A 25,829-nucleotide genomic window follows, 5' to 3' on the forward strand; every position below is an offset into this window, starting at 1 on the left:
TCATCGGGCTCGCGTTGATCGGATTGCCTTGAGGACCTGTTCGGCGGCCCGCTCCCCGCTCGCCAGCGCGCCCTGGACCCAGGGCAGTTGCCCGCCGGCCACGGTCGCCTCACCGGCGAGGAAGAGCGTGTCGTCCACCGGCTCGGCCCACTGTCGGGCGGCGCCCTCCAGCCCGGCCCGGGGAGCGGTGAACGCCCCGCCGGCGTACGGGTCCCGGCCCCAGTCGGCGACGGTCACGTCCAGCACGGCGGCGCCGTCCGTCCAGGGCAGCACGGTGGCCAGCAGGGCGGAGGCGCAGCCCTGGTCGACGGCCGCGCGGAGCACGCCGGCCGCGTCGGCCTTGGCGACCACCAGCACCTCCGGGCGCCCGGCCGCGCAGCGGGTGAAGCCCGTGCGGCCGTCCACGTCGAAGACGATGACGGTGTCGGGCGCGGCCCGGTCCAGGGTGAACACCGCGCAGCAGCCGTCCCCGGCGGGGAGCGCGGCGGCCTCGGCCAGCTTGACCGCGGGCAGGCCGGCGATGCCGCCGACGGCGGCCGGCGGGACGGTGAGCACGACGGCCCGGGCGGCGGCGGAACCGCCGTCCGTCCGTACCGTGACCCGGCCCGGCTCGTACGCCACCTCCCGTACGGGCGAGCCGAGTCGGACGTCCAGACCGTCGGCCAGCCGCTCGGCCAGCCGGGCGAAGCCGCCCTGGACGGCGAACTCGCCCTCCCCGACCGTGTCCCCGCGGTGGGCGGCGGCGACCCCGGCGGCGCTCAGCTCCTCCGGCGCGGCGGCCCAGTTCTGCCGGAACCACTCCTCGGCGGCCGTCGCCTCCGCACCGGTGCTGCCGGTCGCCCGCAGCCAGGTGCCGACGGACAGCCCGGTGACCCCGGGGCCGCGCCGGAGCATGGCCTCCAGCTGCCAGGGCGCCCGACGCCCCCGGCTGAGCTCCCCCATCGGCCGGTCCGCGCCGCCCTCGACGATCCGGGCGGTGACCCGGCGCGGGACGGCGGCGGTCCGGCCGGGGCCGAGCAGCTCGTGCACCGGGTTGTGCTCCCCGTGCACGACCTGGGCACCCAGCTCCAACGGTGGTCCCCCGTCGGCCGGTTGGAAGGTGTGGAGGCGTCCGCCGAGCCGGTTCCGGGCCTCGTGCACCACGACGCGCAGCCCCTCCCGGGACAGCAGTCGGGCGCAGTTGAGGCCGGACGCGCCGGCACCGACCACGATGACGTCAAAGGTGTTCACGCCGCACCCCCGAGCTCGATCGGCAGGGCCCGCAGCCGCCGCGGCACCAGGCACTGGTCCCAGTCCGGCGCCCCGGCGGGCCCGCGCAGCGCCGGGAAGCGGCGGACCAGGCGGGGCAGCAGCAGCGCGGCGGTCTGCCGGACCAGCGGGGCGGCCAGGCAGAAGTGCGGGCCGCCGCCGAAGCCGAGGTGCGGGTTGGGGCTGCGGTCGAGGTGCAGCGCGTCCGGGTCGGCAAAGACCGCCGGGTCGCGGTTGGCGGCGGTGAGCACGGCGAGCACCCGGGCGCCGGCCGGCAGCACGCCGCCGTCCAGCTCGACCCGGTCGGTGGTGACCCGGGCGGTGAAGGGGATCGGCGCCTCCAGCCGCAGCAGTTCGTCGACGGCGAGCCGGGCGGCGTCCTCGTCGGCCCGGCCCAGGGCGGCGACGGCCGCGCGGTCGGGCAGCAGCAGGTGCAGGGCGTTGCCGATGAACTCGGCGAGCGGCTGCCAGCCGCCGATCACGGCCAGGCTGAGGACGCCTAGCATCTCGGCACGGCTGAGCCGGTCGTCGGCGGCCAGGGCGGCCAGCGGCACCTCGGTGTCCGCGACCGTACGGGCGTGCCCGTCCAGGAAGTGGGTGAGCGCCGTCGCCGCGCTGCGGCCGAGAGCGGCGCGGGCCGGCGGCACCATCGGGTCGAGGTTGACGGAGGCGGCCCGGGCGAGCGCCTCGAAGCGCCTCGACTGCTCGGCGGGCAGCCCGAACAGCCGGGCGTAGACGGCGGTGGCGAGCGGCCGCCCGAGGTCGGCGACGGCGTCCACCCGACCGCCCGCCGGGAGCCCGTCCACCAGCGCGTCCACGTCGGCGGCGAGCCGGGCGGCCACCGAACGGACGGCCGCCGGCCCCAGGAGCAGCGCCCCCGGGGCCCGTAGCCGGTGGTGGTCCGGCGGGTCGGTGGTGAGCATCGACGGCGGCAGCGCGTCGTCCCGGGCGCGCTCGCGCTGGCCCTGGGCGGCGGAGAAGCGCGGGTCGCGCAGCACCGTCGCGCAGTCACCGTGCCCGGTGACCAGCCAGAGCCGGGACGCGGCGTCGTAGTGGACCGGGTCGTTGGCCCGGAGCCACCGGTACGCCGGGTGCGGGTCCGCCCGCCCGGCGGGGGCGAACGGGTGGATCAGGTGCTCCGGCAGGCGCACCGGCGCCGTCGTGCTCATGGGTCCGGCTCCTTGAAATCAGCGGACCCGGGGTCCGCGCCAGCGGAAGGAGAAGGCGGTCAGCACCAGGCCGGCCAGCGACCAGGCGACCAGGACCATCGCGATGTGGCCCAGTTCCCAGTTCCCGGCGGGTTCCACGGCGGTGAAGGAGTCCGGCAGGAAGACCGAGCGGAAGCCCTGGGCCATCCACTTGACCGGGAAGAACGCGGCCACCGTCTGCATCCAGGCGGGGAGTTGGCCGAACGGGAAGAACACGCCGGAGATGAACTGGAGCACCATGAAGACCGGGGTGACGATCGCCGCCGCGGACCGGCTGTTGGGGATCAGCGCCGAGTAGGCGGCGCCGGCCATCGCGCAGGCGACGGTGCCGAGCGCGAGGTCCCAGCCGAGGGTGAACCAGCGTTCCGGGGTACTGGGCAGCGGCAGCCCGAACAGGGCGAGCGCGATGCCGATCAGCAGCACCGCCTCCAGCGCGGTGGTGACGATGACCCGCACCAGCTTGCCGATGAAGTACGCCGACTTGGGCATCGGGGTCATCGCTAGCCGGCGGACCGTGCCGGTGTCCCGCTCGATCGCGATGTTGATCGCCAGACCGGAGAAGGAGGTGCTCATCACGCCGGCGGCGATGATGCCGGCCATGAACACCTGCTTGAGGTCGGTGTCGGTGCCGGCCACCTTCCCGGAGAAGATCGAGCCGAAGACGACCAGCAGGATCACCGGGAACATCAGGGTGAAGACCAGCGACTGCTTGTTCCGGAAGAACGCCCGCAGCTCCACCTTGGAGCGGGCCACCGAGGCCCGCCAGATGCCGGGCGGCCGGCCGGCGCGACGGGGCGCGTCGACGGCCGGCGCCGTCGCGGGGGTGTGGGTGAGGGTCATCGCTTGCCCGCCTCGTCGCCGATGCTCTGGGTGGTGTCCGCGCCGCGGTCGGTCCCGTCCACGTTCTCCCGGATCAGGTCCAGGTACACGTCCTCCAACGTGGGCCGGTGCACCCGCAGTTCGGGCAGTTCGCCGACCCCCGCGTGGTGCGCCCAGGGGACCAGCGCGGCGAGCAGCGCGGTCGGGGCGTGGGTGCCGATCCGGAGGACGCCGTCCGCGCCCACCGGGGCCGGTTCGGCCCCGGGTGGCAACGACGGCAGCGTGCGGCCCGCCAGCTCCGGCGGAATCCGGAAGGAGACCGTGGTCGGAGTCTGCGTTCGGCCGCCGAACTCGGCCAGCGGCCCGCACTGGACCACCCGGCCGGCGACGATCACCGCGGCGCGCTCGCAGAGCGCCTCGGCCTCGTCGAGGTAGTGCGTGGTGAGCACGGTGGTGCGTCCGCGCTCGGAGAAGTAGCGGACCAGGTCCCAGGCCTCCCGACGGGCCACCGGGTCCAACCCGGTGGTGGGTTCGTCGAGGAAGATCAGGTCCGGGTCGCCGACGATGCCCACCGCGACGTCGAGCCGCCGGGCCTGGCCTCCGGAGAGGTCGGTGCTCTGCTTCTTCTCGTGCTTGCCCAGTCCGACCATGTCGATGACCTGGCCGACCGGCAGCGGGTTCGGGTAGAACGCCGCGAAGTGCTCGACGACCTCGCGGACCGTCAGGTCCGAGTAGGCGCCGGTGGTCTGCGGGACCACCCCGATCCTGGCGCGCCAGTCGCGCCGGTCCTCGGCTGGGTCGCAGCCGAGGACCCGCACGTCACCGCCGGTTCGCTGGCGGACGCCCTCCAGGATTTCGACGGTCGTCGTCTTGCCCGCGCCGTTCGGCCCGAGCAGGGCGAAGACCTCACCCCGGTAGATGTCCAGATCCAGACCCTGGACCGCATGCCAGTCGCCGTAACTCTTGCGCAGGCCGCGGACTGAGACGGGGTGTTCCCCGACGGCAGTCGCCACTGTGGATCGCTCCTTGGTGGGGTAATCAGGCCGACCTGGTGTTCAGGTCGACCGGCCGGGCGCCTTGCCCGGCGGGCGGGTTTCCCGGCTCGATCAGGTGCAGCAGCAGCACGGGCAGCAGCAGGAGTTGCCGCCGGCCGCGATGTCCGACAGGTCGCCCTCGCTGAGCTCAGCGGTGTCGATCTGCGGGGTCTCCGGGATGTGGAACTCGTAACGGCCGGTCGCCAGACCGATCTCGTACAGCTCCACCTGCACCTCGAGGTTGCCCTCCTGCTCGCCCTCGGCGGCAGTCTGGACGATGACGATCTCCGCGTCGGCCGGGAGCTCCAGGCCGGCCTCGGCGAGGGCGGCACGGGCGTCGGTACGCAGGCGGGCCGCGTACTCCTCGCTCGACCAGGCGCTGATCAGGGCGCGGGTGTAGCCGTTGACGAACTCGGCCCGCTTCCTCTGGTCCAAAGCCATGAGAATTTTCCTTTTCTCCGGTTTCCGGTTGGCCGTCGGCGGGCCTCGGCACTTTCGTGCTTCCCGGCGCCGCCGACAAATGAAGAATGACACGGCCGCAATTGACCGCCAAGACCTCACTTCCGGCGCCTGGACTAAGTATTGAGCACGTGCGGCGGGTGCGGTAGATTTCAGGCGTCCCGCACCCTTGAATACGTATCAGAATACGCATCGACCTACGCATCGAAATGCGTACCGGGAAATCACCGGGAAATGCGTACGTACGTATTCGGCGGATGCGTACGTACTCCGGAAGTCCCGGGTGAGCATCGAGAGGAAACACGGGGGTGGTCCGCACCGTGCCTACGCACACCGTCCCGCCAGGCCCTGCCGACGACGTCGACATGGCGCTGATGAGGGAGTCGCCGCTCGACTTCATCACCGGCCTGGCCCGCACCTACGGCGACGTCACCCGGCACCGCGCCGCCGGTGACACCGTCTACCTGCTCAACCGGCCCGAGTACGCCCGGCACGTGTTGAAGGACAACGGCGCCAACTACAGCAAGGAGGGCACCCCGGACGACGCCATGCTGCGCCCGCTGCTCGGCAACGGGCTGCTGACCAGCAACGGCGCCGACTGGGCCCGCCAACGGCACCTCACCGCGCCCGCGTTCCGCCCCAGCGCGGTCCGCACCTTCGACGCGATCGTCACCGACGCCACCGCCCAGATGCTGGAGCGCTGGCGGCCCGCCGTCGAGGCCGGCACCCCGCTGGAGGTGGACCAGCACCTCACCGCGCTCACCCTGGGCATCCTCACCCACGCCATCCTCGGCGCCGACATCGACGGCATCGGGGAGGGCTTCGCCCGCGCGGTGGACGCCGTCAACCGCTGCATCGGGCACTACGTGCCCAGCCCGGACCCGGACCCGGCCGACACCGCCCGCCGGTACGCCGACTTCGGGCGCGCCCGGGTGTTCCTCAACACCGTCACCCGCACCCTGATCGCCGCCCGCCGGGCGGGCGGCGGCAGCACCGGTGGCAGCAGCTGTCCCGTGGGCGGCGACAAGGCCGGCGGTGACAAGGCCGGGGGTGACAAGGCCGGCGGCGACCTGCTGGACACCCTGATGTCCACCCACCACCTGGTCTCCGACGAGGACCTCCGCGACCAGGTGCTGACCATCGTGATGGCCGGCCACGAGACCACCGCCAAGTCCCTGACCTGGACCCTCTACCTGCTCGACCGCCACCCCGAGGAGCTGGCCAAGGTCCGCGAGGAGGTCGACCGGGTGCTCGGCGGCCGCCCGCCGACCGCCGCCGACCTGGCCGACCTCCCCGCCTGCCGGAGGGCCATCCAGGAGGCGATGCGGCTCTTCCCGCCGGTCTGGCTGATCTCCCGCCGGGCCGTCGGGCCCGACGTCATCGGCGGGTACGACGTCGAACCCGGCACCCTGGTGTGCGTCAGCCAGTGGGTGCTGCACCGCCACCCCGAGTACTGGACCGAGCCGGACGCCTACCGCCCGGACCGCTTCGACGGCGCCGACCTGCCCAGCCACCTCTACCTGCCGTTCGGCGGCGGCGACCGGATCTGCGTCGGCCAGCACTTCGCCATGCTGGAGGCCGTCCTGGTGCTCGCCGCCCTGCTCCAGTCCGTCCGGCTGGAACTGGTCGAGGGCTTCCCGGTCGAGCCCGAGGCCCTGGTCACCCTCCGCCCCAAGCACGGCATGACGATGATCGCGAGGCCCCGATGACCACCTCCGTACGCCCCGTGGGCGGTTCCTACGACCCGGCGCGCACCACCGGCGGCGGCCTGGCCGCCGAACTCGACCGGCTGGAGGCACAGGCCGCGCTCTCGTTCCCCGAGGAACTCCGCATCCTGCGCGAACTCGGCATCGGGGGAACGGTGTTGGAGCTCGGCGCCGGACCGGGCGCGGTGACCCGACGGCTGCGCGCCGCGCTGCCCGCCGACAGCGCGCTGATCGCCGCCGACATCGACGGCGAACTGCTCGCCCACGCGGCCGGCCCCGGTGTCACCCTGCTGGTCGCCGACGGCGCCGAACTGCCCCTGCCGGACGCCAGCGTGGACTTCGTGCTGCTGCGCTACGTCCTCCAGCACGTGCCCGACCCGGTCGCGGTGCTCGCCGAGGTCCGGCGGGTGCTGCGCCCGGGCGGCCGGGTCGCCGTCACCGAGGTCGACTCCGCACTGTGGGGCGCCGCCGAGCCCTCGTACCCCGAACTCGCCGGTGTGCACGCCAAGATGGCCGCCGCCCAGCGCGCCGACGGCGGCGACCGCTCGATCGGCCGCCGGCTGCCCCTGCTGCTGCGCGCGGCCGGCTTCGAACAGCCGGTGCTGCGCCCGTTCGCCACCACCAACGACGACCACCCCACCGACGCCTTCGCCCCGCAGCTCGGCCCGCAGCGCCTGGAGCCGCTGGTCGCCCGGGGCGTCCTCTCACTGGCCGAGCTCGCCCTCGCCGCGGACCGCTGGAACCGCTTCCGGTCGGACCCCGACGCCTGGGTGATGCTGCTCGGCCTCACCGCCGCCGCGACCGCACCCGCGGGCCGCGGACCGCAGGAAACCGCAGCACCCGCAGCTGTCTGACCCCCGCACCCACCTCTCGGAAAGGACCCTCTCCATGCACCCCAAGGTGAAGATCTTCATCACCATCTTCTGCTACATCAGCGCCGTCGCCGGCCTGGTCACCGCCGTGATGGACGCCAGCCAGAAGCCCGCCGACACCACCTCCGCGGTGGTCGCCGGCGCGCTCGGGGTGGCCTTCCTGCTGGGCGGCCTGGCGCTGACCCGGAAGCCGCGCTACTGAGGATGGCGGCCGGTGGCTTAGCGACGACGGAACGGGTCGGGGGGTAAGGCTTCGAAAGCCTTACCCCCCGACCCGTTCCTGGCGCCCGACCCGTTTCCGGCCCCCGCCCCGTTTCGGTCCCCGGCCGTTGCCGCTCCCCGCGCCTACCGCCCCCTGCGCAGCGGGTTGATCACCCCGAACGCCCCGGTCAGCGTGGACGGGTCGACGAAGGAGCCGCCCGGCCCGTGGGTGCGGACGAAGTTGCTCACCAGCCCGGAGAACGACGGGTCGACCTTCGCCCGGTACGCCGCCAGCAGATTGACCCGCTCCGGCGTGGACAACTCCTGCTCGGCGCGCAGCTGGTGGCTGCGCGAGAGGTGGTACATGCCCTCGACGGTGTAGCCGGCGTCCAGCCAGCCCTGCCAGAGCGCGTCGCGGTCCGCCTCCTGCCCGGCGAAGTGCTCCAGGGCGCGCGGCCGCGGCTCGGTCGGGGCCGCCGGCGTCGGCACCCCGTCCGCCGACACCGGCTCGGCCCGCAGCTCGACCCGTCGTCCACCCAGGTAGAGCACCGAAACGCCCTTGCGGACGCAGAAGTTGAGCGCCTGGGCGGCCTGGTCGACGACCGCCTCGGCCTTGTCGTTGAGCGAGGTGTTGCAGAGGATCGGCACCCCGGTCGCGGCCCGGAAGGCGTCCAGCGCCCGGTGCAGCCGCGGGTTGGCCGCCGCGCTGACGGTCTGGTGCCGGGCCGAGCCGTCCAGGTGGACGATCGCGGGCACCAACTCCCGTACCTCCGGCCGGACCTGCACGGCCTCCAGCATGTACGGCGACTCGCGGTCGGAGGCGAACCACTCGCCCGCGTGCTCGGCCATCACCATCGGCGCGACCGGCCGCCACCACTGGCGCCGCTTGTACGCGTTCAGCAGGTCCTTGACCTTCTCCGAGCGCGGGTCGCCGAGCAGGCTGCGGTGGCCCAGCGCGCGCGGTCCGAGCTCGGCCCGGCCGTCCACCCAGGCGATCACGCCGTCCGAGACGTCGGCGACGAAGCGCTCGTCCTCGAAGTCCGTCACCGAGACGATCCACGGCGCGAACTCGGCCAGCGCCTCCTCGGTGTCCAGCACGTCCCGGCCGTAGTACGGGGAGTCGATCCGCAGCTCGGAGTCGGCGAGCAGGCCGGCCCCGTACAGGCCCAGCAGGCCGAGGCCGATGCCCTGGCCGGAGTCGTTGGCGCACGGCGGGGAGACCAGGCCGCGGAAGCCGAAGCGGTCCATCAGCAGGGTGTTGGTGGGGCAGTTGAGCGCGTAACCGCCGGTGGTGGCGAGGTGGGTGTCCTCGGCGCGGATGCCGCCGACCTCCAGCAGCCGCTGCACGTTACGGATCGCGACGCCCTCGCAGCAGCGCTGGACGACCTTCATCACGGCGCTGCGCAGGTGGTCCTCGCGGCTGAGCGAGTTGTCCAGCTCGGCGTCGGCGAGCTGCCGTTCGGCGGCGTCCACCACCGAGCGCACCAGGTCGTGGGCGGCCTTCCAGGGCTGGGTCGCCGAACCGCCGAAGAAGGTGACGTCGGCGATGGCGGCCTCGGCGTCAAACTCGATCGCGGCCGTGGAGGCGGAGGCCAGCGCCATCAGCGAGCCGGGCTCCAGCCCGAACACCGTCTCGGCCGCGGTGTACAGCGGCCCGGGTGACTCCACCGGCTCGAAGGTGATCCGGCCCTGCTTCACCACGCAGCCCGCGTACCAGTACGGGTTGGGGCGGCTCTCCTGCGCGTAGTCGGGCAGCGCGTCGATCGCCAGGCCGACGATCTGACCCTCGCGGAACAGCGGGACGTCCCGCAGCACGCCGCTGAACAGGTGCGCCAGGCTGTGCAGCGGGAAGTCCTCCGCGCCGGCCGGCTTCGGCACCGGCTGCGTCCCGGGCAGGCCGGGGGTGCCCCAGGTGGCGGTGACGTCGTCGAGGGTCAGCCCCTCCTCGGCCAGCAGCGCCGACAGGAAGGCCGCCGAACGGCCCTCGGTGTACAGCGGCCAGAAATGGTGCTTCTGCCCGCTGACCCGCTCCAGTTCCCAGACCCGGACGAGTTCGACGTCCGCCCCGTCCCGGCGCCAGAGCGCGACGTTCTGGTCGTGCCGGACCGAGAAGACCGCACCCGGCCCCGGCGGCGTGAGATAGGCGGAAAGGAAATGCTCGGCCACGGTTACCTCTTTTTCCTCGGTCTGCCAGGTTCTGTCAGGACGAGGTTTTTCCGGCCCGTGCGCGAAGGGCTGTCCCGGGAATTCCGGTACCCCGCCCAGGGCCGGCCGCCTGCCCCCGGCATCAGCGACTACCCGGTCATTCGACCACGCGTGCGGACGGCCGGTACATACTGAAATCCCCGTTTACGCACGCCCCGGCAGCGCCGCGTACGCATGCGCAGCAGGGCCCTCCCCCTGTTGCCCCGGCGCTACCACTTCCGGGTCGCCACCACGGCGGCCGCCAGCGCCGTGCACCCTCCGGCCACCATCACCACCGAGGTCGACCAGGCGTCCACCACCGCCCCGCCCGCCAGCGCGCCGACCGAGATGGTGGCCTGGAACGAGGACGTGAAGACGACCGTCGCCGCCTCCGGCGCGTGCGGCGCCGCGCGAGCGAACCAGCCCTGGACGCAGACCGGGACGGCCCCGTACGCGAGGCCCCACCCCACCAACAGCACCGCCGCCCCCGGCTCCGACCGTCCGAGGACGGGCAGCAGCAGGACGGCCGTCGCCAGCAGCAGGATCACGCCGGTGAACGCGGCACGCCGCAGCCCGCCCACGAAGTTCCCCACCACACCCGCGATTCCGTACACCAGCAGCAGCGCGGTGACGCCGCCCGGCCCGACGCCGGTGACGTCCGCCAGGAACGGCGTGACGTAGGTGTACGTGCCGAAGTGGGCGGTCACCAGGAGCAGCGTGACCACGAGCCCGGCCCGGACGGCCCGCAGCCGGAGCAGTCCGCGCAGCACGGCGAAGGCGGTCGGGGTCTGCGGCGGCAACGGGGGCAGGGTCGCGGCGAGGGCCGCGACCACGGCGAGGCTCAGCACCGCCATCGCCGCGAACGCCGCCCGCCACCCGGCCAGTTGGCCGAGCAGGACCCCGGCGGGCACCCCGAGCACCGAGCCCAGCGGCACCGCCGAGAAGATCACCGCGTTCGCCCGTCCCTGCCGGGGCGCGGCCACCAGCCGCGGGGCGAGCCCGGCGCCGATCGACCAGAACGCGCCGATGACGACTCCGAGCACGACCCGGGCGGCGAGCACCGCCCAGTAGCCGGGCGCGGCCGCGTCGACGAGGTCGGCGAGTGCGAGGGCCAGCATCAGGCCGCAGAGCACGACCCGGCGGTCGGCCCGCCGGACGGCGACCGTGACGGTCGGGGCGGCCACGGCGGCGACGAGGCCGGGCAGGGTCATCATCAGCCCGGCGGTGCCGTCGGAGATCCGGAAGGTGGCACCGATCGACGTGAGCAGGCCGATCGGCAGCAGCTCGGTGGTGACGATGGCGAAGATCCCCGCCGTCACGGAGACGACGGCGAGCCAGTCACGCGCCCGCCCCGGGGCGGGCCTGCGGGCAACAGCGGGAGAAGTCGTGGTCACCTGACCACCCCACCAGCCACCCCGCCCCGGCACCGGCGTGATTGCGACGCCAACGTCCGCACCGCCCTGGCGCAGGAAGTCGGCCCGTCCGACTTCCTGCGCCGGGGCGCGTCAGACCACCGCGAGCCGGTCCACCAGCAGTTCCACCCGGTTCTCTACGAACTCCGCCGGGAGCCGGCCCGCCCGGGTCAGCGTCGCCTGGCCGTGCAGGGCGGCCCAGAACACCTCGGTGAACACCCCCGGGTGGACGCCCTCCCCGGCGACCTCGCCGAGGGTCTCCAGCAGGGCGGCGAAGGCGTCCTTCAGCTGCTCGGGAGTGGACTCCTGGGCGAAGGCCAGGCCGCCGTCGAGCTGGAACATCGCGTCGTAGACCGCCGGGTTGGCGGCGGCGAAGTCGAGGTAGGCCCGGGCGAGGGCGGCCACCCGGGCGCGGCGACCATCCGCCGCGGCCGTCGCGGCCCGCAGCACCGCGGCCATCTCGGTGGCGCCCTCCAGGGCGACCGCACCGATGATCTCGCGTTTGCCGCGGAAGTGGCTGTAGAGGACGGGCTGGCTGTATTCGATGCGCTCGGCGAGCCGGCGGGTGGTGACCGCGTCCCAGCCCTGCTGCTCGGCGAGTTCACGGGCGGTCGCCACGATGAGGCGCTCGCGTTCCGCCCGTTCGCGCTGCTTGCGTTCCTGTACCGACATGACCCAAATCCTAGCACCGCTAGACAACAGAGCGGCAGCAGTACTAGCGTTGCCTCATCACCTAGCAGCGCTAGAAACCAGGGGTCGTCATGCTCACCGCACTTGAGGTCTTCACCACCGTCTCCGTCGGCCTGATGGTGGGCGTGGAGCTCTCCGTCGCCTTCGTCATGAACCGGATCTTCGCCGCCCTCCCCGAGGACGCCGGCCAACTGGCCCGCGCCCACGGCGGCCGGATGCTCGGCGCCCTGATGCCCTTCTGGTACATCAGCTCGGTCGTCCTCGCCGGCATCTGGGCCGTCGCCGGCCGGCAGCACGGCACCGGCCTCGTCCTCACCGCCGCCGCACTGCTGGTCGTCAGCGTGCTGATGTCCGTCCTGCTGCTCGTCCCGATCAACAACCGCAGCAAGACCTGGACCCCCGAGAACCGGCCCGCCGACTGGAAGGAGCAGAGCGACCGCTGGGACCGCTACCACTACGCCCGCGTCGCCGTCATCGTCGCCGCCTTCGCCCTGCTGGTCACCGCCCTCGTATGAGCACGGCGGCTCGACTGAGCACCACCGCACGGCAGCCCCACAGCACAGCACAGCACAACGGCGCAGGAAGTCGGCCGGTCCGACTTCCTGCGCCGACCCGCGTCCGGCCCTGTTACGGCGAGAGCCGGTTCGGCCCTCGGAACAGGAACGTCGCCTCCCGGATCGAGCCGAGGCTGAGCAGGACCATCAGCACCCGGCCCAGACCCATCCCGAAGCCCCCGTGCGGCGGGCACCCGTAGCGGAAGGCGTTCAGGTAGTCCCGCATCGGCTCCGGGCTCATGCCCTTCTCCGCGGCCTGCTCCAGCAGCACCTCGTACCGGTGCTCACGCTGGGCGCCGGTGGTCACCTCCAGACCGTTCCACAGCAGGTCGAAACTCAGCGTCACGCCCGGCTCGTCGGCCGCCCGCCGGTGGTAGAACGGCCGGATGCCGACCGGATAGCGGGTGACGAACACGAACTCGTGCCCGGTGCTCTCCTTGATGCAGGCCGCGAGGGCCCGCTCACCCTCCGGGTCCAGGTCCTCCTTCGTCCCCTCCGGGTCCCAGCCGCCCGCCCGCAGCAGTTCCTGCGCCTCGGCCATGGTGATCCGGGGGAACGGCGTGGCCGGCACGGTGACCTCGACGCCGAACTGCTCGGCGATCGCCGCCCCGTGGACCTCCGCCACCCTCCCGATCGCGTGGGCGAGCATCCGCTCCTCGAAGGCCATCACCTCCTCGACGTCGTCGATCCAGGCCAGTTCGACGTCGACGCCGGTGAACTCGGTGGCGTGCCGGAAGGTGAACGACGGCTCGGCGCGGAACACCGGGCCGATCTCGAAGACCTTCTCCACCCCCGCCGCGATCGCCATCTGCTTGTAGAACTGCGGCGACTGCGCCAGGTACGCGCTGCGGCCGAAGTAGCCCAGCTCGAAGACCTCCGCGCCGGACTCCGAGGCGCTGCCCATCAGCTTGGGGGTGTGCATCTCGGTGGCACCCTCGGCGTAGGCGTACTCGCGCATCCCCTGCTCCAGGGTGGTCTGCACGGCGAACACCAGCTGGGCGGCGGGCCGGCGGCGCACGTCCAGGAAGCGCCAGTCCAGGCGCTGCTCCAGGCCGGTGTGGTCGTCGATCGGCAGCGGAGCGGCGGCCCGGTTCAGCACCTCGACCGTCTCCGGGACGAGCTCCAGGCCGCCGAGCTTCACCTGTGCCGCCTCGACCACCCGGCCGGTGATCCGTACGGCGGACTCGGGCGTGAGGGCGTCGAGTTGGGCCTCCAACGGCCCGCCGTCCCGCCGGTGGGTGACCTGCACCGGACCGGTGCCGTCCCGCACGATGACGAACTGCATCCTGGCCTGCAGGCGGAGGGTGTGCACCCACCCGCAGACGGAGACGGTACGGCCGAGGTGTTCGCTCAACTCGGCGACGCGTACGCGGTTGTGGATCATTGAGGTCCTCCGGGGGACATCGTCATGATCCCTTGGGAGTGCGGGCGAGAAGGGGACTCGCGGTACCACCGCACTTTCGCCGCCACACGGGTGGCGGCCTCGTTCGGCCCGATGACGGGGGCCGGCCGGCGGGGCATTGGACCGCCTCGGCGGCGGCCGTTCCTCCCCGCGGCTCGGGAGGGTCTTCACCTCGGGGCGCGGGACCGCCTTCCCAGCTACCGGCGGTTCTCTCTGCTCGCGTGATCCCTGGCTACTCGTCTCCGTCGACGCGTTGCGCAGCAGGATACGAACCGCGCGGGGGCGGGGCAATCGATAAACGGGGGCGGGCACGTACGGCGGCCCCTCCACCGGAACGGGTGGAGGGGCCGCCACGGGACCGTACGGTCAGTTCAGCATCATCGAGGACGCCTGGTCGTTGAACGACGCGGGCACGTCGGTGCAGCGGCCGGACGAGACGGTGAAGGAGGTGCCCTCGTAGGCGGGCTGCGAGAAGAGGGTGACGGACGTGCCGGTGTGGTTGCAGACCGAGCTGATGATCTTGTCGAAGCCGTAGTCGGACATCCAGTCGACGTTCTCGTCGGCCAGCATGACCCGGCCGTTCTGCGGGTTGTTGAGCCCGTAGTTCTCGTACAGACAGACGAACCCGTCGTTGCACAGGCCGGCGCCCTGCCCGCTGATGACGTGCACGCTCCGGGTGGTGGCGGTGGCCGACTGGACGGGGAGGGCGACCATACCGGCGAGCACGGCGGTGGCCATGACGAGGGGGAGGCGAAGCTTCAAGGAGATCTCCTTGGTCGGCGGGGGTGAGTCCCCCGGCTCCCCGCATCATGAACAAACGACACAAATCGGACACAGAGACACCAGGCGTCTTCACGAACATCACTTGGATGGTGCACCAGCAACATTCGAGGCCGGGTGAGTGACGAGCGGAGGCGGTCGAATCCGACGGTCGGATCTGACGATGTTTTTGACAGAGCAGCCAATAACTGGCACGATCCCCACCATGGCACGCCCGAGGAAGTTCGACACCGAGGCCGCGATCGACGCGGCCATGAACACCTTCTGGACCAAGGGGTACACCGCGACCTCGACCGACGACCTCGCCGAGAGCACCGGCATGCTGCGCGGCAGCCTCTACAACGCCTTCGGCGGCAAGCGCCAGCTGTTCGAACTCACCCTGCACCGCTACCGCGCGGGCGGCGCCGCCGGGGCGAACCCGCTGCGCGACGACCGGCCGCCGCTGGAGCGCGTCCGGCAGCTGCTGCTGACCGGGGTCGACCGGGCCGCGACCGACCACCGGGGCTGCCTCGCGGTCAACACCGTCACCGAACTGGCCGTCCGTGAGCCGGAGTTGGCCCAGCTGGCCCGACAGGCCTTCGTCCCGCTGGAGGCCGCGCTGACCACCGCCGTCGAGGAGGGCCGACTGCGCGGCGAGATCCGCGCCGACCGCGCCCCGCAGGTGCTCGCCCGCCAGGTGATGGCCGGCTTCCACGGACTGCTGCTCCAGGCCAAGGCGGGCTTCGAGCCCGAGTCGCTGCACGCGACCGTCGACGCGATCATCGACGACCTGCGCGCCTGAGCGCCCTGCACGCCTGCACGCCTGCACGCCTGCACGCCTGCACGCCTGCGCCCGCGCGCCTGACGAGCTCCACCCCGGGCCGGCCCGGGCTTCCTCATGCCCAAGTTTTTGGCACTTCCACCAATAATTGAAGCAATAATCGAAGCGGAGTCCAGCCCCATGTCCCTCCTGCGCCGCCCACCCCTCCTCCCCGTCGTCCTGGCGGCCTTCTTCATGTACGGCTTCGACGGCAACGCCGTGAACGTCGCCCTCCCCGCCATCCGCGCCGACCTCGGCGCCGGCCAGGCCGCGCTCGAACTGGTCGTCGCCGGCTATGTGTTCAGCTACGCCACCGGACTCGTCCTCGGCGGACGGCTCGGCGACATCCTCGGCCACCGCCGGATGTTCCTCGCCGGCATGGCCGCGTTCACCGCCGCCTCCGTGCTGTGCGGACTCGCCCAGTCCCCCGCCCACCTGGTGCTCGCCCGCATGCTCCAGGGCCTCACCGCCGCCGCCATGGTCCCCCAGGTGCTCGCCCTGATCACCACCGCGATCCCCGCCGCGGGCCGGCCGCGCGCCCTCGCCTGGTTCGGCGTCACCGGCGGACTCAGCGGCGTCTGCGGCCAGTTGCTGGGCGGCGTCCTGCTCGACGGCGACCTCCTCGGCCTCGGCTGGCGCGCCGTCTTCCTGGTCAACCTGCCGGTCGGCCTGATCGTCCTCGCCCTCGCCGCCACCGTTCTGCCGCGCACCACCACCCGTCGCCGCCCCGCCCTGGACGGCATCGGCGTGCTCGCGATCTCCGGCTCGCTCGCCCTCGCCCTCGTCCCACTGGTCCTCGGCCGCGAGGCCGGCTGGCCGCTCTGGGGCTGGGCGATGCTCGCCGCCGCCGTCCCCGCCCTCCTCGCCGCCCTGCGCTGGGAGCACCGGCTCGCCGCCCGAGGCGGACAGCCGCTGCTCGACCCCGCCCTGCTCCGCAGCCGGGTCTTCCGCACCGGACTCGCCGTGAACGCCGCCTTCATGGCCTTCTTCGCCGGCTTCGTCTTCGTGATCAGCCTGACCGTCCAGACCGGCTTCGGCTACAGCCCGCTGCGCTCCGGCCTGGTCTTCACCCCCATGGCCGTCCTCGCCATGGTCGCCTCGCTCACCGGCAAGCGGCTGCTCCCCCGGTACGGGCTGCGCGTCCCGATCGCCGGCGGGGCGATCACCGCCCTCAGCCTGCTGCTCACCGCGCTCGCCCTGCAGACCGAGGGCGCGCACCACGCCCTGCCCGTCCTGCTCACCGCCATGGGCCTGATGGGCCTCGGCAACGGCCTGGTCCTGCCCTCGCTGATCGGCGCCCCGATGGCCGGCATCGCCCCCGAACGGGCCGGCACCGCCTCCGGCACCCTCGCCACCACCCAGCAGTTCGCCGCCGTCACCGGCGTCGCCGTGATCGGCGGCAGCTACTTCGCCGTCCTCGACCACCACGACCCGGCCACCGCCGCGGCCGTCGGCAGCTGGCTCGCCCTGGGCGCCGTCCTCGCCATGATCGGCCTCACCGCCCGGCTCGCCCGCGTCACCCCGGCGCCGACGCCCGCCCCCGCACCGGCCGACGCACGGGTTCAGCCCGCCTGACGGACCTTGACCCCACCCACCAGCGAGTACGAGCGGACCTTCACCACCGGTCCGCCCGGCTCCCCGGCCACACCCCTGCTGCGCCCGCCCAGCAGCGAGAACCCGCTGACCTCCACCGCCGTCCCGGCCGGCACGGTCAGGTCCACCCCACCGAACACCGAGAACGCGTCCACCTCGGCCGAGGCACCCTCCGGGTAGGCCAGCTCCGCGCCACCGACCAGGGCCGCCTTCACCAGGTGCGTCCCGTCCACCGGCAGCACCGCCCCGGTGTGGTCCAGCTTGGCCCCGCCCACCGCCGCCACGTGCACCGTGCGCTCCCGGGCCGCGAAGTCGCCCCGGTGCTTCAGGCCGCCCAGCAGGGCCAGGCTCCACTCGGTGCGGCGGGCCGGGGTCCCGGTGTTCTTCGTGATCTCCATGCCCTGAAACCTACGGCCGCGCCCTGAACCCCCGTCAGTGCCCGCCGCCACCTCTCCCGGATGACAGACGTCATGGTCAGCGCCCCACGCACCGCAGAACGGCCCGGGTCCCGGCCGGTGGTCGAACCACCGGCCGGGACCCGGGCCGTAGGAGTGGGGAAGTCCCGAACGGGACCGGGGGTCAGGCCCGCGCGTCGGCCTTGGCGTCGTACGCGGCGAAGAACTCGTCGGCGATCTCCCGGGTGCGCGGCAGCTCGGCGACCGGCTCGCCGATCACCCGCCCGGCCAGCTCACCGGCGAGCCGGACCACGTCCTCCCGCAGCTCGGCCTCGGCCAGCACCCGGTCGGCGGCCAGCTGCACCTGCGCCTCGGCGACCATCCGGTCCCGCAGCTCCTGACCCTCGGCCCGCAGCCGGGCGATGATCGCCGCGCCCTCCTCGATGGTGGTCTGCCGGATCACCGCCGCCTCGTGCCGCGCCGCGGTGAGCTCCGCCTGGAACTCCTCGTACACCCGCTGCGCCTCGGCCCGGGCCGCCTCCGCCCGCTCGACACCCCCCTCGGTGGCATCCCGGCGCTCCCCCAGCACCTTCTCGATCCGCGGCAGCAGCACCGCCCCGAGGATCCCGAATATCAGGAAGAAACAGACGAGTCCGATCACCAACTGCGCAAGATCAGGCTTCAAAGGTCCCATGACACCAAGATAGTTGAGCGCCCATCACTCACCCCGGCCGGGTGCCGCCCCGCCCCCGGGAACGACGAAGGGCGCCCTCCCCGGAGGGAGAACGCCCAAGGCCGGTACGGATCGTTCGTCTGTGGGCCACCAGGGGCTCGAACCCTGAACCTACGGATTAAAAGTCCGCAGCTCTGCCAATTGAGCTAGTGGCCCGCGGCCCTGCCTACCGGAGGCACCCGGGTGGGAAGGGCCATGGCGATCCTACCCGGTGGGCCCCAGGGCTCCGCCAGTGGATTGGCCGGGCGCGCCGGGTGCGGGAGGTGCGGCTTGAGCCGAGCTGTAGGGCGGGCTGTAGTGGGCGGCCCGGACGCGGCGCAGCCAGGCCTCGGCGGGGCGGGGGTCGGGGGCCTCGGGGAGCACGCCGGGGCGGGCCAGCTGGTCGACGGCTTCGGCGAGCAGGTGTTCGGCGGTGGCGGGGCAGTCGGCGATGCGTTCGCCGAGGTCGCGGACGCGTTCCGGGTCGGGGAGGCGGATCAGGTTGCGGCCGGTGCGGTGCAGCCGGACGGCCTGCTCGACCAGCCGGACCAGGTGCCGGGCGTGCTTGGCGGCCCGGCGGCGGGTGGCCGGGTCGGTGGTGTCGCGGGTCAGCAGCTTGCGGAACTGCTGGTCCGCGTAGCCGAGATAGGCCTTGCGGACGGCGGGGGCGCTGAGGAAGCTCGACCGGATCCCGACCAGTTCCCGGCCGAGCGGGCTGGTGGTCTCGTACAGCTCCTCGGGCAGCCAGACGAGTTCGGAGGCGGTCGGGTTGCAGGACAGCGCCAGCCGGCACCACTTGGCGGCTTCGTGCAGGGTGACGTCCGGCGCGGTGCCGACGTGCGACTCGGCCGGGCGGTGCAGACCGTGCAACTCCTCGGTGGGGACAGCGAACAGGCCGAGCCGGTCGACGTCAGAACCCGCGTGGGCGAAGCCGTAGGCGGTGGAACCGACGATGCCGGAGAGCAGGACGGTGCCCGAGGGCAGGGTCGCACCGGGGACGGACATGCGTTCTCCTCTCGCTCACCTGTGACGCCGGGTACCGCATCCTCTCCGGAACCGGCCGCGCCGGGCGAGCGATTTCCGGTCCGGGGCCCGCCCCGCCGCCGATACTGGGCGGATGGAGCACAGCCGTGGGATCGACACCGAGAAGCTGCGGGCCTGGTGGTCGCACCGGCAGTGGCTGGACCGCCCGCACCCCGGGGCCTCCGCCGCCGAGGTCCTGGCCGCCACCGGCTGGGCCCGCTCGGTCGGCGGCGCGGCCCCGTACCTGGGCCTGTTCGCCCGGGCCGGGCTCGGCCGGGCGGAGGTGGACGCGGCGGTGGCCGCCCTGGCGGTGCACGAGCTGCCCTCCGCGCGCGGCTGCACCTATGTGCTGCCCGCCGTCGACTTCGCGCTCGGCCTGGCCGTCGGCGCGGCCGCCCCGGCGGGTGAACTGGCCGCCGCGGAGAAGCACCTGGGCGTCGGCCGGGACGAGGTGGAGCAGCTCTGCCTGGCCGTCGAGCGAGTCCTGGCCGACGGCGCGACGCTGGACCCGACCACCATCCGGGAGGCGGTCGGCGACGCCGTCCGGCCGCTCGGCGAGGCGGGCCGCAAGCGCGGCCTGTCGACCACCCTGCCGCTCGCCCTCGGGCTGATGCAGTCCCGCGGCCGGATCCGCCGGGTGCCGGTCAACGGCCGCCTGGACCAGCAGCGTTACGGCTACGTCGGCTGGGACCAGCCGGCCGCCGGGAACGCCGTCGACCTCGCCCGCCGCTACTTCTCCTGGGCCGGCCCGGCCACCCTCGGGCACTTCCGCTGGTTCTCCGGCTTCTCCGCGGCCACCGCCCGCGCGGCCGTCGCCGAGGCCGGTCCGGTCCCGGTCGAGCCCGGCTCCGAGCTGCTGCTGCCGCCCGAACTCGCCGAGGAGTTCGCCGAGTTCGAGGCACCGGCCGAACCGCACTACACCCTGCTGGCCGGCATCGACGGCATCCACCTGCTGCACCGCGACCTGCCCCCGGCTGCTCGACCCGGCCGACGCCGCCCGCCCGCTGCCCGCCGGCCGGGCCGGGCGCGCCTTCGGCGGCGAGACCGACCCGCAGACCCACCTGGTCCTGGACCGCGGCCGGATCGTCGGCCTGTGGGAGTACGACACCGAGCGGGCCGAGATCGTCCACCAGTCCTTCGTCCCGCCGAACGACGCGCTGCGCGCGGCGGTGGCCCGCACCGAGGCCTTCGTCCGGGACGAGCTCGGCGACGCCCGCGGCTTCAGCCTCGACTCGCCGAAGAGCCGCGCCCCGAAGATCGCCGCCCTGCGCGAAGCCGCCCTGCCCCGAGCCGCGGGCGTGCCGGGCCGGGTCGCCGGGTAGCGTACGGCCCATGGCGACCACCAGCACCGACGACGTCCTGCTCATCACCGGCGCCGGCCGCGGCATCGGCGCCGCCACCGCCCTGCTGGCCGCCCGCCGCGGCCACCGGGTCTGCGTCAACTACCGTACGGACGAGGCCTCGGCCGCCGCCGTGGTGGACGCGGTCCGGGCCGAGGGCGGCACCGCGATCGCCGTCCGGGCCGACGTCAGCCGCACCGCCGAGGTGGAGCGGCTGTTCGCCACCGTGGACGCCGAACTCGGGCCGCTCACCGGCCTGGTGAACAACGCGGGCACGCTGGAGCGGCAGTGCCGGCTGGAGGACCTCGACGAGGACCGGCTGACCCGGATCTGGGCCGCCAACATCACCGGCCCGTTCCTCTGCGCCGCCCGGGCCGTCCGCCGGATGTCCACCCGGCACGGCGGGCGCGGCGGCGCCATCGTCAACGTCGGCTCGGCCGCGTCCCGGATCGGCTCGCCGAACGAGTACGTCGACTACGCGGCCGCCAAGGGCGCCCTGGACTCGATGACCCGCGGCCTGGCCCTGGAGGTCGCCGCCGAGGGCATCCGGGTCAACTGCGTGCGCCCGGGCCTGATCCACACCGGCATCCACGCCCTCGGCGGCGAACCGGGCCGGGTCGACCGGGTCGCCCCCAACCTGCCGATGCGGCGCGGCGGGGAACCCGAGGAGGTCGCCGAGGCGATCCTCTTCCTGCTCTCCCCGGCCGCCTCGTACACCACGGGGGCGTTCCTGGAGGTCTCCGGCGGGCGCTGACGCACCCGTCCGCCGCCGAACGGCCCCCTCTGGTTTCCTTCCCCCGCTCGCGTCCGCACCCGTACGGTGGGGGCCATGACCGATGCCTTCATCGAGATCCCCGGCGTGCGCAACTTCCGTGACGCGGGCGGGATCGGCGCGCTGCGCCGGGGCGTGCTCTACCGCTCCGGCTCCCTCCACACGCTCACCGAGGAGGGTGCCCGCAAGCTCAAGGACCTCGGCCTGCGGACGGTGATCGACCTGCGCAGCCAGGAGGAGCTGGAGGTCTGGCCGGACCAGCGGCACGGCCTCGACCACGAGTCCCTCCACCTGCCGACCCTGCCCGCCAACCGCGACGACCTCGACCGCCCCTGGCCCGAGGACCAGGCCGACCTCTACACCTTCATGCCCGCCTACGCCGGCCCGTCGCTCGCCGCCGTCGTCCGCCGACTGGCCGCCCCGGACGCCCTCCCGGTGGTCATCCACTGCGCCGTCGGCAAGGACCGCACCGGCCTCACCATCGCCGTCCTGCAGTCCCTGCTCGGCGCCTCCGACGCCGACATCACCGCCGACTTCCTGCGCTCCAACGTCGGCCTCGGCCTGGACCAGGGCCCCACCCCCTACGTCGACGAGACCGGCACCGAGCGCATCTCCCGCCCGATCAACGCCGACCTCATCGCCTCCTCCCTCGCCTGGATCCGCACCCACCACGGCTCCGTCCCCGACTACCTCCACGCCGCCGGCCTCACCCCCGCCGACCTGGCCGCCGTCCGCACCAACCTGTCGGCCTGAGCGTCCGAGCGCTTGGGCGCCCGAGCCTCAGACGCGCTCGAAGCGCCACCACTGGGTGGGGGCGTCGACGTCCTCCCACTGCTGGACGGGGGCGTCCGGGGCGGCCGGGGCGGTCAGTGGTTTGCCGCTGATGAAGCTGGTGACGGTGTAGGTGCCCGGGGCGTCGACGTGGGCCTCCAGCAGCCATTCCTGGGCGCCGAAGGCGTTGGCGGACCACTGCTGGATCGGGACGCCGTCCTCCGGGGAGGCGCCGGTGACGTCGAGGCGCTTGCCGCTGCCGGCGTTCTCGATGTGGAAGAGCGCGCCGCCGGGGTGGACAGCGGCGAGCTGCCAGAGCTGGGCGTCGGAGCCGTCGTCCGCGCCCAGCCGGACGCGGGCGCCGCTGCGCCGGGAGGCCTCGGCGACCTCCAGCAGCAGGCCGCTGCCGATGTTGCGGATGCGGTAGCGGCCTTCGGTGACCGGGTCGGCCGCCCCGGTCGCCCCGCTGGTCTCGTCAGTCACGTTCGGAGTCTCCCACCCGGGACCGACAGCGCGCCTCGTGGCCGAAGACCGCCGCCAGCACCACGACCACGGCGGCGACCTGGGCGAGCGCCGACACCCCGGTGCCCAGTCGGACGGTCGCCGCGACCAGGACCGCGCCGATCAGCCGGGGCCGGTTGGGCCGCAGTCCGAAGAAGCGCCGGACGGCGGTGTTCACCACCAGGTACAGCGTGATGCCGCCGGACAGCGCGGCGGCCTGCGGCAGGGTGATCGGGTCGGCGGGGTGGGCGGTCGCCGACTTCACCCCGGCCGCGAACAGCAGCACGCCGAGCAGCAGCCCGAAGTGGCCGAGGTAGTAGACCGTGACGGCCGCCCGGTTGCGCTCGTCGGAGGGCAGCGCGGCCATGTGGTGCTCGGCGCGCGCGTCGTCGTCGTGCCCGAAGTACGCCCACCAGAGGCCGACGCAGACGGTCAGGCTGAGCAGCGCGACGGCGATCAGCGCCGGGCCGAGGCCGGCGGCTCCGGCGCCGACCCCGATGGCGATCACCGACTCGCCGAACGCGATGATCACGATCAGTCCGTGCCGCTCCACGAAGTGGTCCGCGCGCAGCCGGAACTCGGGCAGCCGGGCCGCCTTGGTGGTGACGTACTGCATCGCGAAGGCGGCCGTCCAGAAGCCGAGTTGGACCGTCCCGGTGAAGTAGCCGCCGGCCACCACCAGGCCACCGACGACCAGGTTGGCGGCGCCCATCCCGAGCACCGCGGCGGGTGCCACCCCGGCCGCGGCGAACATCCCGGTGTGCACGGCGACCACCACCAGGTACGCCCAGCCGAACGCGGCTCCGCTGCCCTCGAAGGCGTGCGGCACCGACAGCGAGATCACCAGGAAGGCGCCCATCGCCAGCATCAGCAGCGCGCGCCGCCCGTGGGTGCGCGGCGGCATCGCGTTGGTCAGCCAGATGAAGGCGTCGTACATCCACCAGATCACCCCCAGCATCACCAGCACCTGGGCGAAGCCGCCGAGGGTGAGGTGGTGGACCAGGCTGCCGGTGAGCTGGGTGATGGTGAAGACGAACACGAGGTCCAGGAACAGCTCCAGCGGCGCCACCTTCAGGGCCGGCTGGGCCCGCCCGCGGACATCGGCGGCAGCGGCGGGGGCGGAGGACGCGAAGGGGCGGTCGGGCACGGTCACCGCGCGAGTATCCGTCACCGGGCCGAACCGCGGGGGCGTTTCCGGTGCACGAGCGGTACTGGTGCACGGACGGTGTCGGCCTGAGGGGAACGGCCCCGGAGCCGGGCCGGAGGCCCCCGGCCACCCGGCCCGTTCGCCGGGTTAGGGTCGGAAGCCGGAACGCGAACCCCCTACGCGTGGATACGAGTGGAGTCGACGATGGCGAAGGTCCCGAACGCGCTCGCGGCCGCCGCGCCCGCCGCGCTGACCGCGGCGAGCGGTCTGGTCGGCGGTTACGGCGTGGCCCGCTGGAGCGGACGACGCGAACTGGGCGGCGCGGTGCTGGCGGTGGCCGGTGCCGGGGCGGCCGCGCAGTGGCGCCGCAGCTCGGGCACGGCCGCCGCGGCGGCGCTGACCGGCCTGTACGTGGCGGCCTTCGGCGGCTCGCACCCGCTGGCGAAGCGGATCGGCGCCTGGCCGTCCGTCTTCGCGGTCACCGGGGTGGTCGCGGCGGCCTCCACGGCCGCGACCGTGCTGGCCGCCCGCAAGCGCTGAGCCCGGGCCGGGCCTACGGCCGGACCTACGGCCGGACCTCCGCGCCGAACCGGGCCTCGAAGGCGGCCCGGTTCGCCGAGACCGGTGAGCGGTCCCAGACCGCGAACACCACCTGCTCGAACGCGCCCCCGTAGCGGGCCAGCGCGCCCTCGAACGCCTCGGCGACCTGGGCCGGGTCGTTGCCGAAGACCCCGCAGCCCCAGGCGCCGAGCACCAGGGCCCGCACCTCGTGCCGGGCGGCCGCGGCGAGCACCCGCAGGGCCCGCTCGGCGAGCACGCCCCGGACGTCCGTACCGGCCGAACGCCGTTCCAGCTGACCGGCGTTGGGCGCGGGCGAGGTCAGGAAGGTGACCGGGTACGGCCGGGCCAGCAGGTCACCGCGGCCGTCCCGGATCACCGGGACGTCGGGCGAGACGATCACCCGGTGGCTGTACCGCAGGTCCGTCGAGGCCCGGTGCGCCTCGTAGTAGTCCGGCGCCTCGACCAGGCAGCTGTACAGCAGGGCGCTGCGGCACAGGTCCTCCTCCTGGGCGCGGGCACCGCGCAGGTACCCGCCGCCGGGGTTGCGCGCGGACGCGAAGTTCAGCACCCCGACCGGCCCGGCCCCGGCCGCGACCAGCCGCCCGGCGGCCGCCACGCTGCCCTCCGCCGTCACCGCCACCGGCCCGGTGAGCGGGCCGCGCTCCCCCGCCGCCAGCAGCGCGTCCAGGCCGTCCGGCGCGTACGACACCGTGCCGGCCCGCGCCGCGGCCACCTGCTCCCCCACCTCCACGAGTGCGCCCCCGGCCGTCCGGTAGCTCCCCCGCGCGGCGATCTCCTCGTTCACTCGTGCCACGTCATGCAGTCTGCTGCTCATGTCCGTGACGCTACGGGACTGGCCCCAGCGCGCGCCACAGGTTATTCTCACCTCCAGAACAACACCTCGGGGGGGAGCGCAGCACCGGGGTGTTGGGGGGTGTCCGGGGGGACGCCGGGGGGAAACACGAAGGGCCCGCTCCGGGGGACGGAGCGGGCCCTTCGTGTGTGTCGCTGATGTCGCGGATGTCGCGCGACCGAGCCGGTCAGCCGAACCGTTCGGTCAGCCGTTCAGCCGACCGTCCGGTCAGCCGTACGACGTCAGTTCTTCCAGCGCGGCTTGCGGTCGTCGCGGTTGAAGCCGCCGCCGTTGGAGTTGTCGCGGTCACGGCCACCGCCGAAGCCGCCACGGTCACGGTTGAAGCCACCGCGGTCGGACTGCGGACGGCCGCCGGAGCGGTGGTCGTCGCGGCGGGCGAACGGACGGCTGCTGCCGCCGCGCTCGTCGCGGTCCCGGCCGAAGGACGGACGGTCGCCGAAGGAGCGGGCCGGACGGTCGCCGAAGGAGCGGCCGCCGCGGTCGCCGCCACGGTCGTCACGGTTGAAGCCACCGCGCTCGCCGCCACGGTCGTCACGGTTGAAACCGCCCGAGCGACGGTCGTCACGGTCACGGCCGGCGCCGAAGCCACCGCGGTCACGGTTGAAGCCACCGCGCTCGCCGCCACGGTCGTCACGGTTGAAACCACCGGAACGACGGTCGTCACGGTCACGGCCACCGCCGAAACCACCGCGGTCACGGTTGAAGCCACCGCGCTCGCCGCCACGGTCGTCACGGTTGAAACCACCGGAACGACGGTCGTCACGGTCACGGC

Annotated in this window: 26 protein-coding genes, 1 tRNA gene and 2 pseudogenes; 11 read left to right on the forward strand and 18 right to left on the reverse strand. The window is 73.6% G+C overall.

The genetic code is table 11. The annotated features are described in order from the left end of the window. The 5 genes from ACIP4P_RS39565 to ACIP4P_RS39585 all read right to left on the reverse strand — a co-directional run bounded on the left by ACIP4P_RS39565 (position 1) and on the right by ACIP4P_RS39585 (position 4,750). Positions 1–1,230, reverse strand: coding sequence for a flavin monoamine oxidase family protein (locus ACIP4P_RS39565; RefSeq protein ID WP_400927657.1), 1,230 nt, complete (start codon positions 1,228–1,230; stop codon positions 1–3). Then, the gene (locus tag ACIP4P_RS39570) at positions 1,227–2,417 is read right to left on the reverse strand and encodes a cytochrome P450 (protein WP_400927660.1); all 1,191 of its coding nucleotides are present in this window, start codon (positions 2,415–2,417) and stop codon (positions 1,227–1,229) included. Before ACIP4P_RS39570 ends, ACIP4P_RS39565 begins: the two co-directional genes overlap by 4 nt. Positions 2,418–2,435: 18 nt before the next feature. Further along, entirely contained in the window at positions 2,436–3,296 is an 861-nt protein-coding gene (locus ACIP4P_RS39575; RefSeq protein WP_350513508.1) for an ABC transporter permease, read from the reverse strand. Beyond that, positions 3,293–4,288, reverse strand: coding sequence for an ABC transporter ATP-binding protein (locus ACIP4P_RS39580; protein ID WP_350513507.1), 996 nt, complete (start codon positions 4,286–4,288; stop codon positions 3,293–3,295). Before ACIP4P_RS39580 ends, ACIP4P_RS39575 begins: the two co-directional genes overlap by 4 nt. 93 nt (positions 4,289–4,381) lie before the next feature. Next, the gene (locus ACIP4P_RS39585) at positions 4,382–4,750 is read right to left on the reverse strand and encodes a hypothetical protein (protein ID WP_223886012.1); all 369 of its coding nucleotides are present in this window, start codon (positions 4,748–4,750) and stop codon (positions 4,382–4,384) included. A 383-nt stretch (positions 4,751–5,133) separates the two neighbouring features. Here ACIP4P_RS39585 and ACIP4P_RS39590 point away from each other — a divergent pair, with 383 nt between their 5' ends. From ACIP4P_RS39590 to ACIP4P_RS39600, 3 genes are read left to right on the forward strand one after another with little or no spacing between them, the layout of a single operon-like run. Next, positions 5,134–6,477, forward strand: coding sequence for a cytochrome P450 (locus tag ACIP4P_RS39590; RefSeq protein ID WP_400927666.1), 1,344 nt, complete (start codon positions 5,134–5,136; stop codon positions 6,475–6,477). Further along, entirely contained in the window at positions 6,474–7,328 is an 855-nt protein-coding gene (locus tag ACIP4P_RS39595; RefSeq protein WP_400927670.1) for a class I SAM-dependent methyltransferase, read from the forward strand. The genes ACIP4P_RS39590 and ACIP4P_RS39595 overlap by 4 nt, the downstream gene beginning before the upstream one ends. A 34-nt stretch (positions 7,329–7,362) precedes the next feature. Continuing rightward, positions 7,363–7,548: a hypothetical protein gene (locus ACIP4P_RS39600; RefSeq protein WP_400927673.1), complete on the forward strand. Its 186-nt coding sequence runs from the start codon at positions 7,363–7,365 to the stop codon at positions 7,546–7,548. 143 nt (positions 7,549–7,691) lie between these two features. Here the strand turns inward: ACIP4P_RS39600 and ACIP4P_RS39605 are convergent, their stop codons facing one another. The 3 genes from ACIP4P_RS39605 to ACIP4P_RS39615 form a co-directional block, all read right to left on the reverse strand. Further along, complete coding sequence (locus ACIP4P_RS39605; RefSeq protein WP_400927676.1) at positions 7,692–9,713, reverse strand: carbamoyltransferase C-terminal domain-containing protein; 2,022 nt, start codon at positions 9,711–9,713, stop codon at positions 7,692–7,694. A 248-nt stretch (positions 9,714–9,961) separates the two neighbouring features. Beyond that, complete coding sequence (locus ACIP4P_RS39610) at positions 9,962–11,125, reverse strand: MFS transporter (protein WP_400927679.1); 1,164 nt, start codon at positions 11,123–11,125, stop codon at positions 9,962–9,964. A 111-nt stretch (positions 11,126–11,236) separates the two neighbouring features. Further along, a complete protein-coding gene (locus ACIP4P_RS39615) occupies positions 11,237–11,815 on the reverse strand; it encodes a TetR/AcrR family transcriptional regulator (RefSeq protein WP_400927682.1) in 579 nt (192 codons plus the stop codon). An 89-nt stretch (positions 11,816–11,904) separates the two neighbouring features. On the opposite strand from ACIP4P_RS39615, the gene ACIP4P_RS39620 reads away from it, so the two are divergent. Then, positions 11,905–12,348 (forward strand): anthrone oxygenase family protein, encoded by a 444-nt coding sequence (locus ACIP4P_RS39620; RefSeq protein WP_400927685.1) that lies wholly within the window; start codon positions 11,905–11,907, stop codon positions 12,346–12,348. 112 nt (positions 12,349–12,460) lie between these two features. Here ACIP4P_RS39620 and aspS read toward each other — a convergent pair whose 3' ends face one another. Further along, a complete protein-coding gene (aspS, locus tag ACIP4P_RS39625; RefSeq protein ID WP_400927688.1) occupies positions 12,461–13,771 on the reverse strand; it encodes an aspartate--tRNA(Asn) ligase in 1,311 nt (436 codons plus the stop codon). 384 nt (positions 13,772–14,155) lie between these two features. Beyond that, on the reverse strand, positions 14,156–14,551 hold the full coding sequence (locus tag ACIP4P_RS39630) for a peptidase inhibitor family I36 protein (RefSeq protein WP_400927690.1): 396 nt from the start codon (positions 14,549–14,551) through the stop codon (positions 14,156–14,158). A 223-nt stretch (positions 14,552–14,774) separates the two neighbouring features. Here ACIP4P_RS39630 and ACIP4P_RS39635 point away from each other — a divergent pair, with 223 nt between their 5' ends. Next, on the forward strand, positions 14,775–15,350 hold the full coding sequence (locus ACIP4P_RS39635; protein WP_400927692.1) for a TetR/AcrR family transcriptional regulator: 576 nt from the start codon (positions 14,775–14,777) through the stop codon (positions 15,348–15,350). Positions 15,351–15,509: 159 nt separating this feature from the next. Beyond that, complete coding sequence (locus ACIP4P_RS39640) at positions 15,510–16,943, forward strand: MFS transporter (protein WP_400927695.1); 1,434 nt, start codon at positions 15,510–15,512, stop codon at positions 16,941–16,943. Here ACIP4P_RS39640 and ACIP4P_RS39645 read toward each other — a convergent pair. The 4 genes from ACIP4P_RS39645 to ACIP4P_RS39660 all read right to left on the reverse strand — a co-directional run bounded on the left by ACIP4P_RS39645 (position 16,931) and on the right by ACIP4P_RS39660 (position 19,073). After that, positions 16,931–17,359: a hypothetical protein gene (locus ACIP4P_RS39645; RefSeq protein WP_400927698.1), complete on the reverse strand. Its 429-nt coding sequence runs from the start codon at positions 17,357–17,359 to the stop codon at positions 16,931–16,933. The two genes, ACIP4P_RS39640 and ACIP4P_RS39645, sit on opposite strands and share 13 nt — an antisense overlap. A gap of 181 nt (positions 17,360–17,540) precedes the next feature. Continuing rightward, positions 17,541–18,050 carry a hypothetical protein gene (locus ACIP4P_RS39650; protein WP_400927701.1) on the reverse strand — a complete coding sequence of 170 codons (510 nt, stop codon included), beginning with the start codon at positions 18,048–18,050 and terminating at the stop codon, positions 17,541–17,543. Positions 18,051–18,172: 122 nt separating this feature from the next. Beyond that, positions 18,173–18,245: transfer RNA gene (locus ACIP4P_RS39655), tRNA-Lys, on the reverse strand. Positions 18,246–18,293: 48 nt separating this feature from the next. After that, entirely contained in the window at positions 18,294–19,073 is a 780-nt protein-coding gene (locus tag ACIP4P_RS39660) for a DNA polymerase beta superfamily protein (RefSeq protein WP_400927704.1), read from the reverse strand. A 112-nt stretch (positions 19,074–19,185) separates the two neighbouring features. On the opposite strand from ACIP4P_RS39660, the pseudogene ACIP4P_RS39665 reads away from it, so the two are divergent. The 4 genes and pseudogenes from ACIP4P_RS39665 to ACIP4P_RS39680 all read left to right on the forward strand — a co-directional run. Then, a pseudogene (locus tag ACIP4P_RS39665) lies at positions 19,186–20,046 on the forward strand (DNA glycosylase AlkZ-like family protein); the annotation flags it as partial. 214 nt (positions 20,047–20,260) lie between these two features. Further along, the gene (locus tag ACIP4P_RS39670; protein WP_400927757.1) at positions 20,261–20,413 is read left to right on the forward strand and encodes a hypothetical protein; all 153 of its coding nucleotides are present in this window, start codon (positions 20,261–20,263) and stop codon (positions 20,411–20,413) included. Positions 20,414–20,423: 10 nt separating this feature from the next. After that, entirely contained in the window at positions 20,424–21,185 is a 762-nt protein-coding gene (locus tag ACIP4P_RS39675; protein ID WP_400927707.1) for an SDR family oxidoreductase, read from the forward strand. Between the two features lie 75 nt (positions 21,186–21,260). Further along, positions 21,261–21,956 carry a tyrosine-protein phosphatase gene (locus ACIP4P_RS39680; RefSeq protein WP_400927710.1) on the forward strand — a complete coding sequence of 232 codons (696 nt, stop codon included), beginning with the start codon at positions 21,261–21,263 and terminating at the stop codon, positions 21,954–21,956. 27 nt (positions 21,957–21,983) lie between these two features. On the opposite strand, the gene ACIP4P_RS39685 is transcribed toward ACIP4P_RS39680, so the two are convergent. Both ACIP4P_RS39685 and ACIP4P_RS39690 read right to left on the reverse strand, forming a co-directional pair. Continuing rightward, positions 21,984–22,457, reverse strand: coding sequence for an RICIN domain-containing protein (locus ACIP4P_RS39685; protein ID WP_400927713.1), 474 nt, complete (start codon positions 22,455–22,457; stop codon positions 21,984–21,986). Next, positions 22,450–23,628 (reverse strand): low temperature requirement protein A, encoded by a 1,179-nt coding sequence (locus tag ACIP4P_RS39690; protein WP_400927716.1) that lies wholly within the window; start codon positions 23,626–23,628, stop codon positions 22,450–22,452. The genes ACIP4P_RS39685 and ACIP4P_RS39690 overlap by 8 nt, the downstream gene beginning before the upstream one ends. A gap of 198 nt (positions 23,629–23,826) precedes the next feature. On the opposite strand from ACIP4P_RS39690, the gene ACIP4P_RS39695 reads away from it, so the two are divergent. Further along, entirely contained in the window at positions 23,827–24,162 is a 336-nt protein-coding gene (locus ACIP4P_RS39695) for a hypothetical protein (protein WP_270145258.1), read from the forward strand. A gap of 25 nt (positions 24,163–24,187) precedes the next feature. On the opposite strand, the gene ACIP4P_RS39700 is transcribed toward ACIP4P_RS39695, so the two are convergent. After that, positions 24,188–25,018, reverse strand: a complete 831-nt coding sequence (locus tag ACIP4P_RS39700) for a TIGR02452 family protein (protein WP_400927721.1) — start codon at positions 25,016–25,018, stop codon at positions 24,188–24,190. A gap of 260 nt (positions 25,019–25,278) precedes the next feature. Beyond that, positions 25,279–25,829 (reverse strand): annotated as a pseudogene (locus tag ACIP4P_RS39705) (RNA helicase); the annotation flags it as partial.

Source organism: Kitasatospora sp. NPDC089509, from assembly GCF_044749365.1.
Taxonomy (GTDB): Bacteria; Actinomycetota; Actinomycetes; order Streptomycetales; family Streptomycetaceae; genus Kitasatospora.